This is a genomic window from Leclercia adecarboxylata, from assembly GCF_023639785.1.
In the GTDB taxonomy this organism is placed as follows: domain Bacteria; phylum Pseudomonadota; class Gammaproteobacteria; order Enterobacterales; family Enterobacteriaceae; genus Enterobacter; species Enterobacter adecarboxylatus_D.
The window spans coordinates 2,845,265-2,868,035 of sequence record NZ_CP098325.1 but is presented as its reverse complement, the minus strand read 5'-3'; the positions used below and the strand labels follow the sequence as shown (position 1 = coordinate 2,868,035).

Sequence of the window (22,771 nt, the reverse complement as noted above, 5' to 3'; positions counted from 1 at the left end):
ACGATGATAAGTCGCATTATGTTACAGAAAAATACGCTTCTTTTCGCAGCACTATCCGCTGCACTTTGGGGTTCAACAGCACAAGATGTTAACGCCGCCGTAGTCGCTTCGCTTAAACCGCTCGGTTTTATCGCATCCGCTATCGCAGATGGGGTCACTGAAACCCAGGTTTTACTGCCTGATGGCGCGTCAGAACATGACTACTCTCTGCGTCCTTCCGATGTAAAACGCTTACAAAACGCGGACTTAGTTGTATGGATCGGCCCGGATATGGAAGCCTTCATGCAGAAGTCGGCGAATCAGTTGCCCGAGTCTAAACAGGTTAACATCTCTGACCTTGCAGGCGTGAAACCGCTTCTCATGAAAGGGGACGATGACGACGATCACGACCACGATCATGATCATGGTAGCGCGGAAAAAGGTGACGAGCATCACCATCATGGTGATTACAATATGCACCTTTGGCTGTCACCAGAAATAGCGCGGCTTTCGGCGGTTGCAATCCACGAAAAATTAGTGGAACTTATGCCGCAAAGTCGAGCCAAACTAGACGCCAACCTGAAGGATTTTGAGGCACAACTTGCCGCAACCGACAAGCAGGTGGGTACCGAGCTCGCACCATTGAAAGGTAAAGGATATTTCGTTTTTCATGATGCCTATGGCTATTACGAAAAACACTACGGTCTTACGCCGCTTGGCCACTTCACCGTGAATCCGGAAATTCAACCTGGTGCGCAGCGTTTACATGAAATCAGAACACAGTTGGTTGAGCAAAAAGCGACCTGCGTTTTTGCTGAGCCACAGTTCAGGCCAGCGGTCGTTGAAGCCGTGGCAAGGGGTACGTCCGTGCGTATGGGCACCCTTGACCCACTGGGAACCTCTATCCAGTTGAGCAAAGCGAGCTATTCGCAGTTCCTCAGCCAACTGGCGAACCAGTATGCGAGCTGCCTGAAAGGAGATTAACGAGGAAGTGATTACGTGCAACAGATAGCCCGCTCTGTCGCCCTGGCATTTAACAATCTGCCCCGGCCCCACCGCGTCATGCTGGGGTCGCTTACAGTTCTCACCTTAGCGGTCGCCGTCTGGCGACCCTTTGTCTACCACCCTAATTCCGCACCGGTTATCAGGACCATCGAGCTGGAAAAGAATGAAATCCGCTCGCTGCTGCCGGAAGCCAGTGAGCCTATCGATCAGGCGCCACAGGAAGAAGAAGCCATTCCTCAGGATGAGCTGGACGAAAAAACCGAAGCCGAAGTGGGTGTGCACGAATATGTTGTGTCAACGGGCGATACCTTAAGCAGCGTGCTGAATCAGTACGGTATCGATATGAGCGAAATCAGCCGGCTTGCCGCCTCTGATAAAGATCTGCGAAACCTGAAAATTGGCCAACAGCTCTCCTGGACCCTCACCGATAACGGCGACCTGCAGCGCCTGACCTGGGAAGTCTCCCGTCGTGAAACCCGCACCTACGATCGCGTTGAAAACGGTTTCAAGATGAGCAGCGAAATGCAGCAGGGCGACTGGGTTAACAGCGCTATCAAAGGTAAGTTGAGCGGTGGCAGCTTCGTTGCCAGTGCCCGTGACGCGGGGCTCACCAGCGGTGAAATTAGTTCAGTCATTAAAGCGATGCAGTGGCAGATGGACTTCCGTAAGCTGAAAAAAGGCGATTCGTACTCGGTGCTGATGTCCCGCGAAATGCTCGACGGCAAGCGCGAGCAGAGCCAGTTGCTGGGGGTTCGTTTGCGTTCTGATGGTAAAGATTATTACGCCATCCGCGCTGAAGACGGCAAATTCTACGATCGTAACGGTACGGGCCTGGCAAAAGGCTTCTTGCGCTTCCCGACCTCAAAACAGTTCCGTGTCTCTTCGAACTTTAACCCGCGTCGTCTGAACCCGGTTACCGGTCGCGTTGCCCCGCACCGTGGTGTGGACTTCGCCATGCCTCAGGGTACGCCAGTGCTGGCTGTCGGTGACGGCGAAGTGGTGATGGCAAAACGCAGCGGCGCTGCAGGCTATTATGTTGCCATCCGTCACGGGCGCACCTATACCACCCGCTATATGCACCTGCGTAAGCTGCTGGTGAAGCCGGGCCAGAAAGTGAAACGTGGCGACCGTATTGCGCTCTCTGGTAATACCGGACGCTCTACCGGCCCGCACCTCCATTATGAAGTATGGATCAACCAGCAGGCGGTCAACCCGTTAACGGCCAAGCTGCCGCGTACTGAAGGGCTGACCGGTAAAGACCGCACCGATTATCTGGCGCAGGTCAAAGAGGTTATTCCGCAGCTGACGCTGGATTAATTCTGCAGTGATACAAGCCGGTGCGTAACTGCACCGGCTTTTTCTTTTGTGCCTTGCGCATGGCCTCGCTAAACTAACGCATCACTCTTTTAAGCATCACCCGCCCTGGAAAAAGCATGGAAACCCAAAAAAACAACAGTGAATATATTCCGGAATTTGAGAAATCCTTTCGTCATCCGCGCTTCTGGGGCGCCTGGCTGGGTGTCTATGCCTTTGCGGGGATTGCGATGCTCCCGGCATCCGTACGCGATCCGCTCCTCGGCAAAGTCGGGCGTCTGGCGGGAAAGCTGGGTAAAAGCGCCCGCCGTCGCGCGCAGATAAACCTCTTTTACTGCTTCCCGGAAAAGAGCGAGGCAGAGCGTGAGGCCATCATTGATGAGATGTTCACCACCGCGCCACAGGCGATGGCGATGATGGGGGAACTGGCTTTACGCGGGCCGGAAAAAATCATCAGCCGCGTTGACTGGAAAGGGCTGGAGATCATCGAGGAGATGCGTCGCAACGACGAAAAAGTGATCTTCCTGGTGCCGCACGGCTGGGGCGTGGACATTCCGGCGATGCTGATGGCCTCGCAGGGGCAGAAAATGGCGGCGATGTTCCACAATCAGGGGAATAAGGTCTTCGATTACGTGTGGAATACGGTACGTCGTCGCTTTGGCGGCCGCCTGCATGCCCGTAACGACGGCATCAAACCTTTTATTAAGTCCGTTCGCCAGGGCTACTGGGGCTATTATCTGCCGGATCAGGACCACGGGCCTGAACACAGTGAGTTTGTCGATTTCTTTGCCACCTATAAGGCGACCCTGCCTGCCATTGGCCGGCTGATGAAGGTATGCCAGGCGCGGGTGATCCCGTTATTCCCGATTTATGATGGCAAAACCCACCGCCTGACGATTGAAGTGCGTCCGCCAATGGATGACTTGCTCACCGCTGATGACAATACAATCGCGCGCCGGATGAACGAAGAGGTGGAGATCCTGGTAGGCCCCCATGCGGAGCAGTACACCTGGATCCTGAAGCTGCTGAAGACGCGCAAGCCCGGCGAGAAAGAGCCATACAAGCGCAAAGAGCTGTATCCGAAGAAATAAAAGTCCCCCTCTCCCGAAAGGGGAGAGGGAAGAGTCACCCAGACCGGGTAAGCGCAGCGCCACCCGGCACAACCCTCGGATTATTCGACGGTCATCACGCGGGTGGTGTTGGTCGAACCAATGGTGCTCATGACATCACCCTGGGTCACGATAACGATATCACCGGAAACCAGGTAGCCTTTGTCGCGCAGCAGGTTCACGGCGTCGTTTGCCGCGGCTACGCCGTCATTATTGCTGTCGAAGAACACCGGCGTCACGCCACGGTACAGGGCGGTCAGGTTCAGGGTGCGCTCATGACGTGACATGGCAAAGATCGGCAGGCCGGAACTGATACGGGAGGTCATCAGCGCGGTACGGCCGGATTCGGTCATGGTGATGATGGCGGTAACGCCCTTCAGGTGGTTCGCCGCATACATGGCGGACATCGCAATCGCCTCTTCCACGTTGTCGAACTGTACGTCCAGACGGTGTTTAGAGACGTTGATGCTTGGGATCTTCTCGGCACCCAGGCAGACACGCGCCATCGCGGCCACGGTCTCTGCCGGATACTGACCTGCAGCGGTTTCAGCTGACAGCATCACGGCATCGGTGCCGTCGAGCACGGCGTTCGCCACGTCCATGACTTCAGCACGGGTCGGCATAGGGTTAGTGATCATCGATTCCATCATCTGGGTCGCGGTGATCACAGAGCGGTTAAGCTGACGCGCACGGCGGATCAGCGCCTTCTGGATCCCGACCAGTTCCGGGTCGCCAATTTCAACGCCCAGGTCACCACGGGCAACCATCACCACGTCGGAAGCCAGGATGATGTCATCCATCGCATCCTGACTGCAGACCGCTTCCGCACGCTCCACTTTGGCAACGATTTTGGCATCACAGCCTGCATCGCGCGCCAGGCGGCGGGCATAGTTCAGATCTTCGCCGCAGCGCGGGAAGGAGACGGCCAGATAATCCACGCCGATTTCTGCGGCGGTGATGATGTCAGCTTTGTCTTTTTCGGTCAGGGCTTCGGCAGAAAGGCCGCCACCCAGCTTGTTAATGCCTTTGTTGTTAGAGAGCGGGCCGCCAACGGTCACTTCGGTAAACACCTTCATGCCATTCACTTCCAGCACTTTCAGCTGAACGCGGCCGTCGTCGAGCAGCAGGATATCGCCCGGTACCACGTCAGCAGGGAGCCCTTTGTAGTCGATACCGACTTTCTCTTTATCGCCTTCACCTTTGCTCAGGTTGGCATCGAGCAGGAACTTATCCCCGATATTGAGAAAAACTTTGCCTTCTTTAAAGGTGGAAACACGGATCTTAGGACCCTGCAGATCACCGAGGATAGCAACATGACGTCCCAGTTTTGCCGCGATCTCACGGACCTTGTCTGCACGTAATTTATGATCTTCCGGCGTACCGTGAGAGAAGTTCATACGCACTACGTTGGCGCCTGCGGCGATGATTTTCTCGAGGTTATTATCGCGGTCAGTAGCCGGGCCTAAGGTGGTAACGATCTTGGTTCTGCGAAGCCTTCTGGACATGTAATACTCCGTTGTGTGAAACAACCTGGTGTTGCGTGAACAATGATTCGGCACGTTGTCCGTCTTGATAGCAACTGGAAACTTACCGAATGCCGAAAAAAGAAACAACTTAGTCGTTAACGATCAGGGAACATCGCTCTTTATGAACAATTCTTTATCAAAACGCGATTCCTTGAGCGCTTCCTTGACGCGCTTCAAGTTATCTCTGAATTTCGCCCCGCGGCGCAGGGTAAAACCGGTGGCCAGCACGTCGATGACGGTGAGCTGCGCCAGGCGTGACACCATCGGCATATAGATATCGGTGTCTTCCGGCACGTCGAGGGTGATCGCCAGAGTCGCTTCACGCGCCAGTGGCGTACCTGTGGTGGTAAGTGCGATGACCATGGCATCGTTTTCACGCGCCAGTTGGGCCAGTTCTACCAGACTTTTGGTACGGCCAGTATGGGATATCAGGACCACCACGTCATCTTCGTTACAATTCATACAGCTCATGCGTTGCAGCACGATGTCGTCGGAATAGATAACCGGGACGTTAAAGCGGAAAAACTTGTTCATCGCATCGTGGGCGACCGCGGCGGATGAGCCGAGGCCAAAGAAAGCAATTTTCTTTGCCTGAGTCAGCAGATCGACAGCGCGGTTAACAGACGTCATATCCAGCGACTGACGCACCTGATCCAGCGTTGCCATGGCAGATTCGAAAATCTTGCCCGTATAAGCCTCCACGCTGTCGTCTTCATCGACGTTACGGTTCACATAAGGGGTACCGTTCGCCAGACTTTGCGCCAGATGCAGTTTAAAATCAGGGAATCCACGCGTCTCCATGCTGCGGCAGAACCGGTTGACGGTGGGTTCGCTCACCCCGGACTCCTGCGCCAGGGCGGCAATGCTGGAATGAATGGCCTGAGCAGGCGCGGCGAGAATTACTTCAGCCACTTTTCGCTCGGATTTGCTAAGGTGTTCCAGTTGAAACTGGATTTTTTCCAGCATGTTCATTTTTAACACGGCGCTCATCGGTGGAAGCGATTTCATAAATGGGTGAAATCGCGATACGAATTAGCAAGAATATACGCCTGTGATCTGCCGAAAGGGTCAGTCCATGGAAAAAATGTTGTTGTTTTTTTTCATTACTTGATCGCTGTCGGATTTTAGCAACGGCCTGGAAGAATAAATTTTGACCGCCATGACCGAGCCTGTTCGCGCCCCGGGCGAAATATCGCGTTATCGCACGGGAGGATAAGCGCAAATGGTTTCGGTAATGACGTAAAAGCAGTACAGTGCATGTAATAAAATTACAACGATATTCTGGCAAAAGCACCAGGATATCCAACTGAGGAGAATGACATGGCGGTAACGCAAACAGCCCAGGCATGTGACCTGGTCATTTTCGGCGCGAAAGGCGATCTTGCACGCCGTAAATTGCTGCCTTCCCTGTATCAACTGGAAAAAGCGGGTCAAATTCACCCGGATACCCGCATCCTGGGCGTGGGCCGTGCGGACTGGGATAAGGACGCGTATACCGAAGTCGTGCGTGAAGCACTGGAAACTTTCATGAAAGAGAAAATCGATGAAAGTTTGTGGGATAAGCTGAGCGGACGTCTCGATTTCTGCAACCTCGACGTTAACGACACGTCGGCATTTGCCAACCTGAGCGCAATGCTCGATCAAAAGAATCGCGTCACCATTAACTACTTCGCCATGCCGCCAAGCACCTTCGGCGCCATCTGCAAAGGGCTGGGTGAAGCGAACCTGAACGCCAAGCCAGCGCGCGTGGTGATGGAAAAGCCGCTGGGCACCTCCCTTGCGACCTCCCGGGAAATCAACGATCAGGTCGGGGAATACTTTGAAGAGTGCCAGGTTTACCGTATCGACCACTATCTCGGTAAAGAGACGGTACTGAACCTGCTGGCGCTGCGCTTTGCCAACTCCCTGTTTGTGAATAACTGGGATAACCGCACCATCGATCATGTTGAGATCACGGTGGCGGAAGAGGTGGGTATTGAAGGGCGCTGGGGCTACTTCGACCAGGCCGGTCAGATGCGCGATATGATCCAGAACCACCTGCTGCAGGTTCTCTGCATGATTGCCATGTCTCCGCCGTCGGATCTTAGCGCGGACAGCATCCGCGACGCGAAAGTAAAAGTACTGAAGTCCCTGCGCCGTATCGATCGCTCCAACGTGCGCGAGAAAACGGTCCGCGGCCAGTACACCGCCGGCTTTGCCCAGGGCAAAAAAGTTCCGGGCTATCTGGAAGAAGAGGGCGCGAATAAATCCAGTAATACCGAGACGTTTGTGGCGATCCGCGTGGATATTGACGACTGGCGCTGGGCGGGCGTTCCGTTCTACCTGCGTACCGGTAAACGTTTGCCTGCTAAATGCTCTGAAGTCGTGGTCTACTTCAAAAACCCGGAACTGAACCTGTTCAAAGAGTCCTGGCAGGAGCTGCCGCAGAACAAGCTGACCATCCGTCTGCAGCCGGACGAAGGCGTGGACATTCAGGTGCTGAACAAGGTGCCGGGGCTGGATCATAAGCACAACCTGCAGACCACTAAACTGGATCTGAGCTACTCCGAAACCTTCAACCAGACGCATCTGGCGGATGCTTATGAACGTCTGCTGCTGGAAACCATGCGCGGTATTCAGGCGCTGTTCGTCCGCCGTGACGAAGTAGAAGAGGCGTGGAAGTGGGTCGACTCTATCACTGAAGCCTGGGCGGCGGATCAGGATGCGCCGAAACCGTATCAGGCGGGCACCTGGGGACCGGTTGCCTCGGTGGCAATGATCACCCGTGATGGTCGTTCCTGGAACGAGTTTGAGTAAGGTTACCGTTAATCCCTACGGGGTATTTTACCGGTAACATGATCTGGCTCAGGCCAGCGCACAATAATTAATCATTTAAGCTCCGGGTGCATTTCCACCCGGAGCTTTTTTTATTACACTGCCCGGAGCGATTTTGCCCCAGAGCTCCGGCAATCAAGCGTTTCAGCGATGTTACTACCTGCTAAACACTTTGTTAATTCCAGAGCGCGGACAGATAAATGACAGGAGCTTCTATGAATTCGACATTGTTACGGGTAACACAACGCATCGTTGAGCGTTCAAAACCGACCCGTTCTGCCTACCTCGCTCGCATCCAGCAGGCGAAGTCCGACACGGTTCATCGTTCGCAGCTGGCCTGCGGTAATCTGGCGCACGGTTTTGCTGCCTGTCAGCCTGAAGATAAAGCCTCGCTGAAAAGCATGCTGCGTAACAATATCGCCATCATCACCTCCTACAACGACATGCTCTCGGCGCACCAGCCGTACGAAACCTACCCGGACATCATTCGTAAAGCATTGCACCAGGCGAATGCAGTTGGCCAGGTGGCGGGCGGCGTGCCGGCCATGTGTGACGGCGTAACCCAGGGCCAGGACGGGATGGAGCTGTCGCTGCTGAGCCGTGAAGTGATCGCCATGTCCACGGCGGTTGGCCTGTCCCATAACATGTTTGACGGCGCGCTCTATCTCGGCGTCTGCGACAAGATTGTCCCGGGTCTGACGATGGCGGCGCTGTCGTTTGGTCATCTGCCTGCGCTCTTTGTGCCGTCAGGCCCGATGGCGAGCGGCCTTGCTAATAAAGAGAAAGTGCGTATTCGCCAACTCTATGCCGAAGGCAAAGTGGATCGTATGGCGCTGCTCGAGTCCGAAGCGGCGTCCTACCATGCCCCGGGAACCTGTACTTTCTACGGTACCGCCAACACTAACCAGATGGTGGTGGAGTTTATGGGGATGCAGCTGCCAGGTTCGTCATTTGTCCATCCTGACGCCCCGCTGCGCGAAGCGCTGACCGCCGCTGCTGCCCGTCAGGTCACTCGTCTGACCGGTAACGGCAACGAGTGGATGCCGCTTGGAAAAATGGTGGACGAGAAAGTGGTCGTGAATGGCATCGTGGCTCTGCTGGCGACCGGCGGCTCCACTAACCACACCATGCATATGGTGGCGATGGCGCGTGCGGCAGGCATTCTGATCAACTGGGATGATTTCTCCGATCTGTCTGAAGTGGTGCCGCTGATGACCCGTCTGTACCCGAATGGCCCGGCCGATATTAACCATTTCCAGGCTGCGGGCGGCGTTCCGGTGCTGATGCGCGAGCTGATGAAAGGCGGCCTGCTGCATGAAGATGTCAACACCGTGGCCGGTTTCGGCCTGAAACGCTACACCTTAGAGCCGTGGCTGAACGAGGGCGAGCTGGACTGGCGCGAAGGGGCGCAGGCCTCGCTGGACGACAGCGTGATCGCCTCCTTCGACAAGCCATTCTCCCACCACGGCGGCACCAAAGTGCTGAACGGCAACCTGGGCCGGGCGGTGATGAAGACGTCTGCGGTGCCGGTGGAAAATCAGGTTATTGAAGCCCCGGCGGTTGTTTTCGAAAGCCAGCATGACGTGCTGCCGGCGTTTGAAGCCGGTCTGCTGGACAAAGATTGCGTTGTTGTTGTCCGTCATCAGGGACCCAAAGCGAACGGAATGCCAGAATTACATAAACTAATGCCGCCACTTGGTGTATTATTGGACCGCCGTTTCAAAATTGCGTTGGTTACCGATGGACGCCTCTCCGGTGCATCGGGTAAAGTGCCTTCCGCCATTCACGTCACCCCGGAAGCATACGACGGTGGACTGCTGGCGAAAGTGTACGATGGCGATATCATTCGCGTTAACGGTCAGACAGGCGAGTTGACCTTACTGGTGGATGAGGCGGTACTGGCCGCACGTAAGCCGCATATTCCTGACCTGAGCGCATCGCGCGTGGGAACGGGACGCGAAATGTTCAGCGCGTTACGCGAGAACCTCTCGGGTGCAGAACAGGGCGCGACCTGTATTACGTTTTAAGACGACAAGAATTATCGATCTGGCGAGAGAAAAACTCTGATGAAAAACTGGAATACAAGTGCAGAAGCAATCCTGAAAACTGGCCCGGTAGTGCCGGTTATCGTGATTAATAAGCTGGAACACGCAGTCCCGATGGCGAAAGCGCTGGTTGCGGGCGGTGTACGCGTACTGGAAGTCACGCTGCGTACTGCCTGTGCAATGGATGCCATTCGCGCCATCGCCAAAGAAGTGCCGGAAGCCATCATCGGTGCTGGCACCGTGCTGAACCCGCAGCAGCTGGCTGAAGTGACCGAAGCCGGTGCGCAGTTCGCCATCAGCCCTGGCCTGACCGAGCCTCTGCTGAAAGCCGCTACCGAAGGCTCCATCCCGCTGATCCCGGGCATCAGCACCGTGTCTGAGCTGATGCTGGGTCTGGACTACGGCCTGCAGGAGTTTAAATTCTTCCCGGCGGAAGCCAACGGCGGCACCAAAGCGCTGCAGGCTATCGCAGGTCCTTTCGCTAACGTACGTTTCTGCCCGACGGGCGGTATCTCTCCGGCAAACTACCGCGACTACCTGGCGCTGAAGAGCGTGCTGTGCATCGGTGGCTCCTGGCTGGTTCCGGCGGACGCAATGGAAGCGGGCGACTGGGATCGCATCACTAAGCTGGCACGCGAAGCGGTAGAAGGCGCGCAGCAGTAAGGTTTTTGCCGGGTGGCGCTGCGCTTACCCGGCCTACGCCAATAAAAACGGGCCCTTCGGCCCGTTTTTTTATCCTGCAACCTGCACGCTGGCGGCGGCATTTTTTGCCCGTTCAACAGCGACTTCCACGCTGTCGCCCGTCGCCAGCGCCACGCCCAGGCGACGCGAGCCTTCGATCTCAGGCTTACCAAACAGACGCAGCTGCAGGCCAGCGCCCACGGCGGCATCGACGTTATCGAAGGTCACGTTCTGGCTGGTGAGCTGGGGCAGGATCACCGCCGACGCCGCCGGGCCGTACTGACGCACGCCGCCTACCGGCAGGCCGAGGAAAGCGCGAACGTGCAGGGCAAACTCAGAGAGATCCTGCGAGATTAAGGTCACCATGCCGGTGTCGTGCGGGCGCGGGGAGACTTCGCTGAAAATCACCTCGTCGCCGCAGACGAACAGCTCCACGCCAAACAGGCCGTGGCCGCCCAGGGCCAGCACCACTTTGCGGGAGATCTCCTCGGCGCGTTCCCGGGCCAGCGGGCTCATCTGCTGCGGCTGCCAGGATTCACGGTAGTCGCCATCTTCCTGGCGATGACCAATCGGATCGCAGAAATGGACGCCATCAACGGCGCTGACGGTCAGGAGGGTGATCTCAAAATCGAACTTCACCACGCCCTCGACAATCACGCGTCCGGCTCCGGCGCGGCCACCCTGTTGGGCGTAATCCCAGGCCTTATCCAGCTGTTCGGCGCTGCGCACAAAGCTCTGCCCTTTGCCGGAGGAACTCATCACCGGCTTAATGATGCACGGGTAGCCAATTTCGGCGACGGCCTGCAAAAAATCGGCTTTGCTGTCGGCGAAACGGTAGCTTGAGGTGGGCAGGGACAGCTCTTCCGCCGCCAGGCGACGAATACCTTCCCGGTTCATGGTCAACTTTGCGGCGCGGGCGCAGGGCACCACGCGCTGGCCTTCGGCTTCCAGCGCCAGCAGGGTGTCGGTAGCGATGGCTTCGATTTCCGGCACGACGAAGTGCGGTTTTTCTTTAACAATCAGGGCGCGCAGGGCATCGCCATCAAGCATATTAATGACGTGTGAGCGGTGAGCAACGTGCATCGCCGGGGCATCGGCATAGCGGTCAACGGCGATCACTTCAACCCCTAAACGCTGGCACTCAATGGCCACCTCTTTGCCCAGTTCGCCCGAGCCGAGCAGCATCACACGCGTCGCTGCCGGACGCAGCGCAGTTCCTAAACGAGTCATAACAATTCCCCTGAAAAAGTTGCGCGCAGTATAAACGAAAACGTTTGCGTCTGTCTTGTGTTGCGAAAACCCATCAGGTAGACAGGCGGTTATTTGCATCGCAGCGTTTTTCGACCATGCTTTTGTTGAACCAAAACAGGAGAGCGTGATGAACAAAACAGGGGTAGCAATAGCACTGCTGGCCGCCAGCCTGACGGCCCATGCAGCAGACGAAAAAACCGTGAAATTCCCGACCTGTGAAGGTCAGGATGCCGAAGGGATTGCCGCCAGCGTGAAGCGGGATTATCTGCAAAACCGCATTGTGCGCTGGGCGGACGATCAGAAAACGCTGGGCCAGGCCGACCCGGTAGCCTGGATCAACCCTAAGCAGGTGAAAGGGGAGAGCGACAGCTGGACGGTACCGCTGACGGTGCGCGGCAAGAATACCGATATTCACTATCAGGTGAAGATCGACTGTAAAGCGGGCAAGGCGCAGTATCTGTCGTCGAAGAGGTGAATTTTCGCTTCTTTTGCTGATGCAGACATTTCCTGACATCCCCTCGCTTACGCTGAGAAATTCTTCCACCGTTTAGTGAGGGTAAACATGTCAAACTGGTTGAATCAACTACAGTCTCTGCTCGGGCAGAAAAGGTCGTCATCGTCCGGTGAGGGCTTAAGCAAAATGCTGACGCCGGGCGCGCTTGGCGGCCTGGCCGGGCTGCTGGTGGCGAATAAATCCTCGCGCAAATTACTCAGCAAATACGGCACAGGCGCCCTGCTTGCCGGCGGGGGTGCCATTGCCGGTACCGTGCTGTGGAACAAGTACAAAGACAGGATCCGCAGCGCGCATCAGGACGAGCCGCAGTTTGGCCAGCAGGCCTCGCCGCTGGACGTGCGCACCGAAAGACTGATCCTGGCGCTGGTTTTCGCCGCGAAAAGTGACGGCCATATCGATGACCAGGAGCGGGCTGCCATTGAACAGCAGATGCGGGAAGCAGGCGTGGAGGAGCAGGGCAGGGCGCTGGTGGCGCGCGCCATCGAACAACCTCTCGATCCTGCGCGTCTGGCCCAGGGGATCCAGAACGAAGAGGAGGCGCTGGAACTCTACTTCCTGAGCTGTGCAGCAATCGATATCGATCACTTTATGGAGCGCAGCTATCTCAATGCGCTGGGCGATGCGCTGAAAATCCCGGCGGACGTACGGGAAGGGATTGAGCAGGATATTCGCCAGCAAAAACAAGCGTTACCCGGCTAGTTTTTTACCCCTGCGGGTACCGTTTCGCTTGCATCGTGCGCATGTTTTGCCAACCTTATAGGGTGTTAAACGTAAAAGAATCATAACGCCATGCCACCTAAAGCCCAACGCATACCGCACGCTCTCACCGCGCACGGTGATACGCGCATCGACAACTATTACTGGTTGCGCGACGATAGCCGCTCGCAGCCGGAGGTGCTGGACTACCTCCACGCGGAAAACGACTATGGCCGCCGGGTCATGGCGACGCAGCAGGCGCTGCAGGATCGCCTGCTCGCTGAAATGGTGGAGCGCGTCCCGCAGCGTGATGTCTCCGCCCCCTGGAGTCGAAATGGCTATCGTTACCGCCACGTTTATGAACCCGGTAACGAATACGCCATCTATCAGCGCCAGTCGGTACTCTGCGCCGAGTGGGAGGAGTGGGAGACGCTGCTGGATGCTAACCAGCGTGCAGCGCACAGCGAGTTTTATACCCTGGGCGGAATGGCGGTATCCCCGGATAATGCCACTATGGCGCTCGCCGAAGATTATCTCTCGCGGCGACAGTACGGCTTACGTTTTCGTAATCTTGAGAACGGGAACTGGTATCCGGAGATGCTTGATAACGTCTCCCCGGACTTCATCTGGGCCAACGACTCTGAAACGGTCTACTACATTAAAAAGCACGCCACCACCCTGCACCCTTTTCAGGTGTGGCGGCACACGGTGGGTACCTCGTCGAAGAGCGACGAACTGGTGTATGAGGAGAAAGACGAAACCTTTTACGTCAGCCTGCATAAGACCACCTCTAAGCACTATGTGATTATCTTCCTGGCCAGCGCCACCACCACCGAGGTGCTGCTGCTGGATGCCGAACTGCCCGACGCTCAACCGCTGTGCTTTATGCCGCGGCGTAAGGATCATGAGTACAGTCTCGATCACTTCCAGCACACCTTCTATTTGCGCTCCAACCGGGAGGGGAAAAACTTTGGCCTCTATAAAACCAAGGTCCGCGATGAACGCAAGTGGGAGGTGCTGATCCCGCCGCGGGATCAGGTCATGCTCGAAGGATTCACGCTCTTTACGGACTGGCTGGTGGTGGAAGAGCGCCAGCGCGGGCTCACCAGCCTGCGGCAGATCAACCGTAAAACCCGGGAAGTGATTGGTATTGCCTTCGACGATCCCGCCTACGTGACCTGGATTGGCTACAATCCTGAACCGGAAACCTCCCGCCTGCGCTATGGCTACTCCTCCATGACCACCCCGGACACCCTGTTTGAGCTGGATATGGACACCGGTCAGCGCCGGGTGCTGAAGCAGGCCGAGGTGAAAGGGTTTAATGCCGAACTTTATCGCAGCGAGCACGTGTGGATTGTCGCCCGGGACGGCACCGAAGTGCCCGTCTCGCTGGTCTACCACAAGCACCATTTCCGCAAGGGCAAAAACCCGATCCTCATCTACGGCTACGGCTCGTACGGCTCCAGCATCGACGCGGATTTCAGCGGCAGCCGCTTAAGCCTGCTTGACCGCGGGTTTGTCTTCGCTATCGCCCATATCCGCGGCGGGGGGGAGTTGGGACAAAAATGGTACGAAGACGGCAAGTTCCTGAAAAAGAAAAACACCTTCAACGACTACCTCGACGTCTGCGAGGGGCTGCTGGGGCTGGGTTATGGCGATCGGAGCCAGTGCTTTGCCATGGGCGGCAGCGCGGGCGGAATGCTGATGGGCACCGTGATTAACGAGCGTCCCGGACTGTTCAAAGGGGTGATAGCCCAGGTCCCCTTTGTGGATGTCCTGACTACCATGCTGGACGAATCTATCCCGCTGACCATCGGGGAGTACGAAGAGTGGGGCAATCCGCAGGACGAGACCTACTATCGCTACATGAAAGATTACAGTCCCTATGACAACGTCGGGGAGAAGGCTTATCCCCACATGCTGGTGACCACCGGTTTGCATGACTCCCAGGTGCAGTACTGGGAGCCGGCGAAATGGGTGGCGAAGCTGCGGGAAATGAAGACCGACGACAATTTACTGCTGCTCTGCACCGATATGGATGCCGGGCACGGTGGGAAGTCCGGGCGCTTCAAATCCTATGAAGGGGTGGCCCTGGAGTACGCGTTCCTGGTTGGCCTGGCTCAGGAGACCTTAACAAGCCAGGCGGCAGAGGTGGATCAGGATCCCCCCAGGTAGTGTTTCAGCGTCAGACGCAACTCCGGGCTCATCCGCTCGAGGTTGTTATACAGCCAGCGGAGATAGCCCGGATCTTTATCCGCGATTTCTGCCACCGCTTTGCCACGGTATTTCCCGAAGGTAAAGGTGGTCAGCAGCGCCGGTCGTCCGGTGATGTCGGCCATCTCGTCCGGGGTCCAGCCGGTGGTGTTCATGATGTCGATGAGCAATGCGGCGGTAATATAGCAGTCGTACAGGGCCCGGTGGTGATGCAGCCCTTCCGGCGTTCTCACGCTGAGTTTGCGCGACTTATAGAGCGCCATATTGCTGTATTTGATCCCCGGCCATAAGCGCCGCGCCAGCTTCATGGTGCAGATCCACTCTCCGGGCATCTCGGGCAGCACGCGGCGATCGAAGCTGGCGTTATGCGCCACATACCAGGGGCTACCGTGGTAGTGCGGGATCACCTCTTCAATCCAGGGTTTGTCAGCGACCATCGCCTCGGTAATGCGATGGATAGCCATCGCCTGCGGGCTGATAGGACGATCCGGACGGACAAGATGGCTGCGTGGATTGACGATCTGCCCGTTCACAACGTCGACAGAGGCGACTTCCACAATGCCCCCCTGCAGGTCACAGGTTTCGGTGTCGATGACACGTAGCATGGCTCTCTCCTGGCCGTAAAAGGTTTAGCGTAATGGAATGATATCACCTTGCCAACCCTGCTCAACAAAGCGCCCGGTCAATAACAGCTCGCCACGATCGGCGCGGACGATTAATTGTCCTTTCGCATCCCACAGAGCGCTGCCGCCGTCGCGGTTCGCCATCAGGACGGCGATAGCATAGCGATGGGCAAAACGCTGTAGCTGTGAAAAGGTGGCAGACCAGCCGGTTTCACTCACCGCCATACCGCGGGTGAACAGGGCGGCATCAGACGCAATATTGGGGTGATCGGGTTGAGAATCAACGATACTCAGGCCGCCAAAGCGGCTCTCCAGGCAGGCGCCGGCCCCATGGGGGTAGAACCTGGCCTTAGGCTGGTTAGGGGTAAACCAGGCCACGCCGGGCTGGCGTTTCCCGCCGGTCTCCAGGGTGATCCCGGCAATGACCGAGACGTTGTAGGTATGGGCGGCATCAATAAGTGGCGTCAGCTGCTGGCCGTCGGGCGGGGCAGGAAGCTGGCCATCGGGGAGGGTCGGGCCGGTTAATGACAGCTCCGGAAAGAGCACTAAATTGCACTGCTGGCGAGCGGCGGCGGTAATAAAACGGAGGTGGTGCGTGATGTGGTCATCAACACAATGGTGATTTGCACGGTACTGTGCGGCAGCAATATTCCAGTGGGACATCGTGATTTCCTTATACACGGAGTCGCAGAGATTCATAAAGCCCCTGAATGTATCAGGGGTTTTTATCCTGGCATAAACAGTGTAAGGAACTGTAACTGTGGGTAAGTTTACTTAACTTTCGGCTCCCACGGCAGGCGCGAGAGGTTGACGGAGGCTAATCGATGGGCAATCAGACGCTCACGAAACCAGTCGCGCAGATGCGAAGGCTGCTCACGCTCAACCACCTCGGCGATCACCGGCATGTTATAGCGCTCTTTGAATGCCACGCCTGCGGCGGCCAAATCGATATTCACTTTGTCCATCTCCTCCTGGGGGAGGGTGGCGAGATTAATATGCATAACCGTCTCCTTCATTTGCCGGCAACGTTACCCAAACGCCGGGGCGTTGACAAGCCCGGACAGGATGATCCTCGACTGGATCATTATACAGAGTTATCCTCTGACAATCAGGCATAACAAAAAGGAATATATGTGATGACACTACGCCTTTCCCGCTCGCTCAGCGCCCTCACGCTGCTGCTCTCCACGCTTGCAACGCCGGTTGTCTTTGCTCATGCCCATCTGCAGCACCAGTATCCCGCTGCCGATGCCGCCGTTGACGCGGCGCCACAGGCGCTGACGCTCAATTTCTCTGAGGGCATCGAGCCCCGGTTCAGCGGCGTAACCGTCACGGATGATAAACAGCAGCCGGTTGCGCTCGGGGCAGTAAAACGCAACGAGAAGGACCCGACCCAGATGATTGTGCCGATGGCCGCTCCGCTGACGCCAGGGAACTACAAGGTCGACTGGCACGTCGTCTCCGTGGATGGTCATAAGACCGGGGGCAGCTACCGTTTTAGCGTGAAATAAGATGCTGGCGTTCTGCTACGTCACGCTGCGCTTCGCCCATTTTGCCGCCCTGATGGTGCTGTTTGGCAATGCGCTGTACGGGGCATGGCTGGCGCCCGTTTCGCTGCGGCGTTTGCTGGCGCGTCGTTTTCGCGAACAGCAAAAAATGGTCGCGCTCCTGAGCCTTTTCGCCGCGCTGATGATGCTGGCGCTACAGGGCGGAATGATGGGCAACGGCTGGCCAGACGTGGTCAGCCCGTCCACCTTGCAGGCGGTGCTGACGACCCAGTTTGGTCGGGTCTGGCTGTGGGAGATGATCCTGGCCCTGATCACCCTCTGGGTAGCCTGGCTGCAGCCGGGAAAAGCGATGCCGTTGATCCTGCTGTTCACCGCCGCGCAGTTTTTCCTGATGGCAGGAACCGGACACGCGGCGATGCACGATGGCGTCACGGGCCTGTTCCAGCGCAGCAATCATGGTCTGCATCTTTTATGTGCCGCAGGCTGGGTGGGTGGCCTGTTGCCGCTGCTCTTTTGCCTGCGGCTGTCCCGCGGACGCAGGCAGCGTGCCGCCATCCACACCATGATGCGATTCTCTCGCTACGGCCATCTGGCGGTGGCGGGCGTCGTGTTCACCGGGGTGATGAATACGCTGCTGATCCAGGGCTGGATGCTGCCGTGGCACTCCGCCTGGGGACGTATGCTGTTGTTGAAATGTGCGCTGGTGGCAATGATGGTGGTAATTGCCCTGGTGAATCGGTATGTTCTGGTGCCGCGGTTTCGTTCTGACGACGGACGTGCGCAACGGTATTTTATCAGGATGACACAGACTGAGGTTGTGCTGGGGGCGCTGGTTCTGGCAACAGTCAGCCTGTTCGCGACCTGGGAACCCTTCTGACGAGGTGGAACACAATGAAAAAAACAGTACTTTCTCTAATATTGCTGGCCTGTTCCGGCACGGCACTGGCAGCACCGCAGGTGATCACCGTCAGCCGGTTTGAAGTGGGCAAAGACAAATGGGCGTTCAACCGGGAAGAGGTGATGCTGACCTGCCGTCCGGGCCATGCGCTGTATGCCATTAATCCCAGCACCCTGGTGCAGTATCCCCTGAACGAGGTAGCGCAGCAGCAGGTCGACAGCGGTAAGAGCAACGGCCAGCCGATCGCGATTATCCAGATTGATGACCCGGCAAACCCGGGGCAGAAGATGAGCCTGGCGCCGTTTATCGAGCGCGCCAGTACGCTCTGCTAGCTTCCCGCTTCCAATAAAAAAACCGCAGGCTTCTCTTCGGAAGCATTGCGGTTTTTGTATTTAAGGACAGGCTAACGCTTTTTTTCAGGCCACTTTTGTTGCGGACTGGAAAACCTGGCGTCGTCATCTATTCTTAAAGTGCAAGGCGACTTAGCCTGCATTAATGCCAACTTTTAGCGCACGGCTCTCTCCCAAGAGCCATTTCCCTGGACCGAATACAGGAATCGTATTCGGTCTCTTTTTATCTGTTGAAAGTTAACGCATTTTCCTGTTGCGAACTTTAACAGTCAGGCAACATTCCCTGTTCTTCGTTAAACCATACCACACTCCGCCCGGCCAAAGTCCAGCGCTTTTTAGCGGTTGTGTTAAATTTTTGCCTGTTACCGGTGAAAGCAGGTATTAGTGGCTAAAGCGCTGGCTGATGGCCAGTTCAATCTCATCAAGCAGTTGAAAACGACGGCGGTATTCAGCGCGTTTTTTACTGGCAATACTCTCCAGTGATTTACGCTCCATTCCTGCTGGCAGAGCCCAGCGGAAGGCCCCGCAGCGGGTAGCGCCCAGGGATTGCCAGAATTCGTCGTAGCTGGCATGAAGATGACGTCCTTTACTGAAGCGATAGCGCAGGGCGCGCAAAACGTGGCCTTCATCACTGACGCCATAAAGGGCACTGATGCCTGACTGTTTTGCCAGATTAAAAATCGCTTCCAGCAGAATACGTTTCGGAAACAGGCCATAACAGGCGCGAGTCGCATTCTTGATTGTTTCCCTGCCCACATTCCGGCGCGGTCCCTGCAGGCCGCCAATCACCAGCGCGCTTTGCCCGTTTACCTGGGTCACGCTGAAGGTCAGGCTCGCCAGCAGGGTATTATCCGCGGCACGTAGCCAGAGCGTGGTTTCGCCCTCGCGTTCAGCCTTAACCGCACTGGTGGCGTAGAGGGTGTAGCTGGCGTCGTCTTTGGTGGCGAACTGCAACAGCACCTGCGGGGTAGGGCTGGTAAAGATCCGGGCCAGGCTGGCGTTCGGGAGCGCGTCAACCCAGGCATAATGATGGAGAATGGCGTCGGCCCGTTCGCCTGCACTTAATCCACGGGTCAGGTACTGACGCTGGGTTTTCACCGGCAGGGTGCTTTGCGCCTTCAGCAGCAGGGGAAAATCGTCGCGCCGGGAGAGCGTCTCCAGCATACGGGTAGTGGAGGACCAGAACAGCAACGTGCGCAGGAAGAATTTCAGCCGGTAATCACGTTTATGCCAAAGGGGACCCGGCATCAGTTCCCCCTTCGCCAGGGCTATGATTACAGAAGAGCGGTGTGCTGATGACACCTCAACAGGCAGGATAGTATTTGACACGATGAAGACCTCTTTATAATTCTGCAATTATCTTAAAGGCCATCGGATATTGATTTAAGAGCTGCTAAACCTTTATTTCCGCTTTGTTTAACGTCGATTGAGGTTATTCCGAACGGCGGTTTCACTCTTATTATTGCCGTACTTCGCAGGGGCTATACTGATCCTGAGGAGGCGCTATGTATCTCAAACTTGATGGTCACAACTGGCGGCACGTCTGGGTGGTAAGCGATCTTCACGGCTGTTATCAGATGCTTATAAAGGCGCTAAGGCACCGGCATTTTAATCCGTATGAGGATCTGCTTATTAGCGTCGGCGATGTAATCGATCGCGGCCCGGACAGCGTGAAATGCCTGCAATTAGTCAATGAAGCGTGGTTTTATGCCGTGCGCGGCAACCATGAGCAGATGGCGCTGGACGCCCTGCATAATAATCAATTTGGCCTGTGGATGATGAATGGCGGTGACTGGTTCGCGGAATTAAAAGGCGAACAGCAGCAGCAGGCGATAGGGTTGTTCAGGCGCTGTGAAACGCTGCCCTGGATTATCGAAATCAACTGCGCCAACGGTATTAATGTGATTGCCCATGCTGATTACCCCTCATCGCGCTATGTACGGGATAAGCCAGTTGAGAAGCAGCCCATACTGTGGAACCGGGATCGCCTGCAGGCAGTGATGAACGGTAGCGAGAAGGGAATTGATGGGGCGGATCACTTCTGGTTCGGCCATACGCCGCTCAGAGAACGCTATGACTGCCAGAATCTGCACTATATCGATACCGGGGCGGTGTTTGGCGGCACCCTGACGCTGGCGCAGCTGCAATGATTACAGATCAGAATACTCCTGCGCCGGGCGCCAGAAGCCGTCGATAAAATCTTCAACCGGATAGCAGCCGCCGTGGCGGATACGCTGGTCGTCCATCGATGCTTCGCACTGGGGTTCGGTGCGATACACATCCACCACCAGATCTTCACAGCCTGCGTCCAGATAACAGATAAATAATACCAGTGCGTACATCATGCCCCTCAGCATTTACTACCGTATTGATATTGTAGGGGATGATTCAGGGAAGCGGGGATTTTGGGAATAAATAACCCGCCTGCGGGCGGGTTCTCTCTGAATCAGGCAAGGCGCATGATCCAGGCATCGGAACCTTGGTCGTAATGCTGACGGTACAGGACTGAGTGTTCTCCATCGAGAATAGCCGGGACGCTGGTATCTGCATCCCAGGCGTCAAGTTGCATGCACAGGTCGGGATCGGATTTACAAGGGATAGTTAACGTTCGCTCGCCCTGCGTATCGCCGCTTAACTCGGCATCATCGATTTCGAATGCGCCAATGCGCACATTGGTTTTCGTCATAATGCTCTCCAGTATCATGCTGTGGTCTGGTACGACCAGTATGGTCGCCCACTTTTCAGCCTGGTCAATGGAGAGCAAAAGCGCCAGTAAAAAAGTGCTATTTTTAGCGCTCTTCACCGTTACCGGTAAACAGGCGACCATCGCGAACCAGCTCGCGCGGGTAGCTGTTCTTCAGGCGCGAACCCACTTTTTTTGCCAGCCCTACGGGAAAACCCTGATACGTCAGAACTGCATCATCTCCGGTTGGGGTTGCCTGCGGCCAGACATCGCGTCCACGGTACCACTCTTCCGCTTCTGCCTGGGTTAGTGCAAAGTTGTTGTGCTCGCCTGCCAGGGCGATGACCGCTTCATGCTGCCAGCGGTAACCTTTATTGTGCGTCTCCGCCAGGCGAATGCCGACACGAGAAAAACGCACCTTGCCGATAAGTGGCTCAATCTCCGTCGGGAATAACCACACCTCTTTATCACGCTGCCACAGGCGCAGGCTGTCATCCCAGTGCAGGCCTACCTGATTGGCTGCGGTAGCGATCTGCTGGGCCTCACGGGTTTTGAGCGGTGTGAACGGGAAGTTACCGACCTTGAATTTTGGCGCGGGCAGTGGCGCAATGGCGGCAGTTTTACGCAGGCGCGCCACGAAGAAGCCTTCGCAGTCATAGATGTGCGGAAACACGTGCAGGAACCCTTCTGGCGTGACGCATTCATCGGCGCTGGCAAACAGGTCGTTCAGCGGCAGGAATTCAACGGCATCGGGATACTGCTCTTTCAGCCACAGGCAGACGGCTTCGTTTTCGTCGCGGTTCAGGGTGCAGGTAGAGTAGACCAGCGTGCCGCCCGGGCGCAGGGCATGGAAGGCGCTGTCGATAAGCTCGCGCTGGGTGGCGGCGATCTCAAGATTGCTGGCGACGGACCAGTTTTTGAGCGCGTCAGGATCTTTGCGTACCACCCCTTCGCCGGAGCAAGGGGCGTCCAGCAGGATCGCATCGAAGGCTTCCGGTAAGGCCGCGCCAAACACGCGGCCATCAAAATGGGTTAACGCCACGTTGCTGATCCCGCAGCGGCTGATATTCGCATGCAGCACCTTCACGCGGCTGGCAGAAAATTCATTGGCGAGGATCGCGCCCTGATTGTTCATCCGCGCAGCAATCTGGGTGGTTTTGGAGCCGGGAGCGGCCGCCACGTCCATCACCCGGTCGGGGGTGTTGCCATCGGCAAACAGCGCTGCAACGGGCAGCATGGAGCTGGCTTCCTGAATGTAAAACAGCCCGCTCAGGTGTTCTGCGGTGCTGCCCAGCGGCAGCGCCTCTTCGTCCTCACGCTCGATCCAGAATCCCTCTTCACACCACGGCACCGGCGTCAGCTGCCAGTTGTAGGGGGCGACAAGCGAAAGGAAATCCGCCACGCTGATTTTCAGGGTGTTGACGCGCAGGCTGCGGCGCAGCGGACGCTGGCACGCGGCGATGAACGCATCGAGAGAAAGGGGATCAGGCAGGGCCTGGCGCATTTGAGCCAGAAATTCTTCTGGTAGATAGACGGAACGTTGAGACACGAGCGCACCACA

At 56.6% G+C, this 22,771-nt stretch carries 23 protein-coding genes; 13 read left to right on the top strand and 10 right to left on the bottom strand.

Annotated features, from left to right (window positions below; translation table 11 throughout):
• The first annotated feature begins 18 nt into the window (after positions 1 to 18).
• The 3 genes from znuA to lpxM all read left to right on the top strand — a co-directional run bounded on the left by znuA (position 19) and on the right by lpxM (position 3,389).
• The gene (znuA, locus tag NB069_RS13670; protein WP_250589517.1) at positions 19 to 963 is read left to right on the top strand and encodes a zinc ABC transporter substrate-binding protein ZnuA; all 945 of its coding nucleotides are present in this window, start codon (positions 19 to 21) and stop codon (positions 961 to 963) included.
• Between the two features lie 15 nt (positions 964 to 978).
• Complete coding sequence (gene mepM, locus NB069_RS13665) at positions 979 to 2,301, top strand: murein DD-endopeptidase MepM (protein WP_250584368.1); 1,323 nt, start codon at positions 979 to 981, stop codon at positions 2,299 to 2,301.
• 116 nt (positions 2,302 to 2,417) lie between these two features.
• The gene (gene lpxM / locus NB069_RS13660; protein ID WP_250584366.1) at positions 2,418 to 3,389 is read left to right on the top strand and encodes a lauroyl-Kdo(2)-lipid IV(A) myristoyltransferase; all 972 of its coding nucleotides are present in this window, start codon (positions 2,418 to 2,420) and stop codon (positions 3,387 to 3,389) included.
• An 80-nt stretch (positions 3,390 to 3,469) separates the two neighbouring features.
• Here the strand turns inward: lpxM and pyk are convergent, their stop codons facing one another.
• Together pyk and NB069_RS13650 are read right to left on the bottom strand one after the other, a co-directional pair.
• Complete coding sequence (gene pyk, locus NB069_RS13655) at positions 3,470 to 4,912, bottom strand: pyruvate kinase (RefSeq protein ID WP_250584364.1); 1,443 nt, start codon at positions 4,910 to 4,912, stop codon at positions 3,470 to 3,472.
• Between the two features lie 123 nt (positions 4,913 to 5,035).
• A complete protein-coding gene (locus NB069_RS13650; protein WP_250584362.1) occupies positions 5,036 to 5,941 on the bottom strand; it encodes a MurR/RpiR family transcriptional regulator in 906 nt (301 codons plus the stop codon).
• Between the two features lie 312 nt (positions 5,942 to 6,253).
• On the opposite strand from NB069_RS13650, the gene zwf reads away from it, so the two are divergent.
• The 3 genes from zwf (at position 6,254) to NB069_RS13635 (ending at position 10,455) form a co-directional block, all read left to right on the top strand.
• Positions 6,254 to 7,729: a glucose-6-phosphate dehydrogenase gene (zwf, locus tag NB069_RS13645; RefSeq protein WP_250584360.1), complete on the top strand. Its 1,476-nt coding sequence runs from the start codon at positions 6,254 to 6,256 to the stop codon at positions 7,727 to 7,729.
• Between the two features lie 233 nt (positions 7,730 to 7,962).
• Positions 7,963 to 9,774 carry a phosphogluconate dehydratase gene (gene edd / locus NB069_RS13640; RefSeq protein WP_250584357.1) on the top strand — a complete coding sequence of 604 codons (1,812 nt, stop codon included), beginning with the start codon at positions 7,963 to 7,965 and terminating at the stop codon, positions 9,772 to 9,774.
• A 39-nt stretch (positions 9,775 to 9,813) separates the two neighbouring features.
• Positions 9,814 to 10,455, top strand: coding sequence for a bifunctional 4-hydroxy-2-oxoglutarate aldolase/2-dehydro-3-deoxy-phosphogluconate aldolase (locus tag NB069_RS13635; protein ID WP_039030817.1), 642 nt, complete (start codon positions 9,814 to 9,816; stop codon positions 10,453 to 10,455).
• A gap of 69 nt (positions 10,456 to 10,524) precedes the next feature.
• Here the strand turns inward: NB069_RS13635 and purT are convergent, their stop codons facing one another.
• Positions 10,525 to 11,703, bottom strand: a complete 1,179-nt coding sequence (purT, locus tag NB069_RS13630; RefSeq protein ID WP_250584355.1) for a formate-dependent phosphoribosylglycinamide formyltransferase — start codon at positions 11,701 to 11,703, stop codon at positions 10,525 to 10,527.
• 148 nt (positions 11,704 to 11,851) lie between these two features.
• Here purT and yebF point away from each other — a divergent pair, with 148 nt between their 5' ends.
• The 3 genes from yebF to ptrB all read left to right on the top strand — a co-directional run bounded on the left by yebF (position 11,852) and on the right by ptrB (position 15,109).
• Complete coding sequence (yebF, locus tag NB069_RS13625; RefSeq protein ID WP_250584353.1) at positions 11,852 to 12,199, top strand: protein YebF; 348 nt, start codon at positions 11,852 to 11,854, stop codon at positions 12,197 to 12,199.
• 87 nt (positions 12,200 to 12,286) lie between these two features.
• Positions 12,287 to 12,937, top strand: coding sequence for a tellurite resistance TerB family protein (locus NB069_RS13620; RefSeq protein WP_250584351.1), 651 nt, complete (start codon positions 12,287 to 12,289; stop codon positions 12,935 to 12,937).
• A gap of 90 nt (positions 12,938 to 13,027) precedes the next feature.
• Positions 13,028 to 15,109 carry an oligopeptidase B gene (ptrB, locus tag NB069_RS13615; protein ID WP_250584349.1) on the top strand — a complete coding sequence of 694 codons (2,082 nt, stop codon included), beginning with the start codon at positions 13,028 to 13,030 and terminating at the stop codon, positions 15,107 to 15,109.
• Here the strand turns inward: ptrB and exoX are convergent.
• The 3 genes from exoX to NB069_RS13600 all read right to left on the bottom strand — a co-directional run bounded on the left by exoX (position 15,091) and on the right by NB069_RS13600 (position 16,772).
• Entirely contained in the window at positions 15,091 to 15,753 is a 663-nt protein-coding gene (gene exoX, locus NB069_RS13610; RefSeq protein ID WP_039030812.1) for an exodeoxyribonuclease X, read from the bottom strand. The genes ptrB and exoX overlap by 19 nt on opposite strands.
• 24 nt (positions 15,754 to 15,777) lie before the next feature.
• Positions 15,778 to 16,434, bottom strand: a complete 657-nt coding sequence (locus tag NB069_RS13605; RefSeq protein WP_250584347.1) for a nitrilase-related carbon-nitrogen hydrolase — start codon at positions 16,432 to 16,434, stop codon at positions 15,778 to 15,780.
• A gap of 107 nt (positions 16,435 to 16,541) precedes the next feature.
• Entirely contained in the window at positions 16,542 to 16,772 is a 231-nt protein-coding gene (locus NB069_RS13600) for a DNA polymerase III subunit theta (RefSeq protein ID WP_250584345.1), read from the bottom strand.
• Positions 16,773 to 16,907: 135 nt separating this feature from the next.
• Here NB069_RS13600 and yobA point away from each other — a divergent pair, with 135 nt between their 5' ends.
• Genes yobA through NB069_RS13585 form a run of 3 tightly spaced genes read left to right on the top strand, consistent with a single transcriptional unit; the run spans position 16,908 to position 18,509 of the window.
• A complete protein-coding gene (gene yobA, locus NB069_RS13595) occupies positions 16,908 to 17,282 on the top strand; it encodes a CopC domain-containing protein YobA (protein WP_250584343.1) in 375 nt (124 codons plus the stop codon).
• 1 nt (position 17,283) lies between these two features.
• On the top strand, positions 17,284 to 18,156 hold the full coding sequence (gene copD / locus NB069_RS13590) for a copper homeostasis membrane protein CopD (protein WP_250584341.1): 873 nt from the start codon (positions 17,284 to 17,286) through the stop codon (positions 18,154 to 18,156).
• 14 nt (positions 18,157 to 18,170) lie between these two features.
• Positions 18,171 to 18,509 (top strand): YebY family protein, encoded by a 339-nt coding sequence (locus NB069_RS13585; RefSeq protein WP_250584339.1) that lies wholly within the window; start codon positions 18,171 to 18,173, stop codon positions 18,507 to 18,509.
• Positions 18,510 to 18,908: 399 nt separating this feature from the next.
• Here the strand turns inward: NB069_RS13585 and NB069_RS13580 are convergent, their stop codons facing one another.
• Positions 18,909 to 19,856, bottom strand: coding sequence for a VirK/YbjX family protein (locus NB069_RS13580; RefSeq protein ID WP_250584337.1), 948 nt, complete (start codon positions 19,854 to 19,856; stop codon positions 18,909 to 18,911).
• Positions 19,857 to 20,032: 176 nt separating this feature from the next.
• Here NB069_RS13580 and pphA point away from each other — a divergent pair, with 176 nt between their 5' ends.
• Positions 20,033 to 20,677, top strand: a complete 645-nt coding sequence (gene pphA, locus NB069_RS13575) for a protein-serine/threonine phosphatase (protein WP_250584335.1) — start codon at positions 20,033 to 20,035, stop codon at positions 20,675 to 20,677.
• Here the strand turns inward: pphA and NB069_RS13570 are convergent, their stop codons facing one another.
• From NB069_RS13570 to rsmF, 3 genes are all read right to left on the bottom strand, one after another.
• Positions 20,678 to 20,869 carry a YebW family protein gene (locus tag NB069_RS13570; protein WP_039030805.1) on the bottom strand — a complete coding sequence of 64 codons (192 nt, stop codon included), beginning with the start codon at positions 20,867 to 20,869 and terminating at the stop codon, positions 20,678 to 20,680. It abuts the gene before it with no gap.
• Between the two features lie 104 nt (positions 20,870 to 20,973).
• Positions 20,974 to 21,213 carry a YebV family protein gene (locus NB069_RS13565; protein WP_250584333.1) on the bottom strand — a complete coding sequence of 80 codons (240 nt, stop codon included), beginning with the start codon at positions 21,211 to 21,213 and terminating at the stop codon, positions 20,974 to 20,976.
• A gap of 103 nt (positions 21,214 to 21,316) precedes the next feature.
• The gene (gene rsmF, locus NB069_RS13560; protein ID WP_250584331.1) at positions 21,317 to 22,759 is read right to left on the bottom strand and encodes a 16S rRNA (cytosine(1407)-C(5))-methyltransferase RsmF; all 1,443 of its coding nucleotides are present in this window, start codon (positions 22,757 to 22,759) and stop codon (positions 21,317 to 21,319) included.
• Between the last annotated feature and the right edge of the window lie 12 nt (positions 22,760 to 22,771).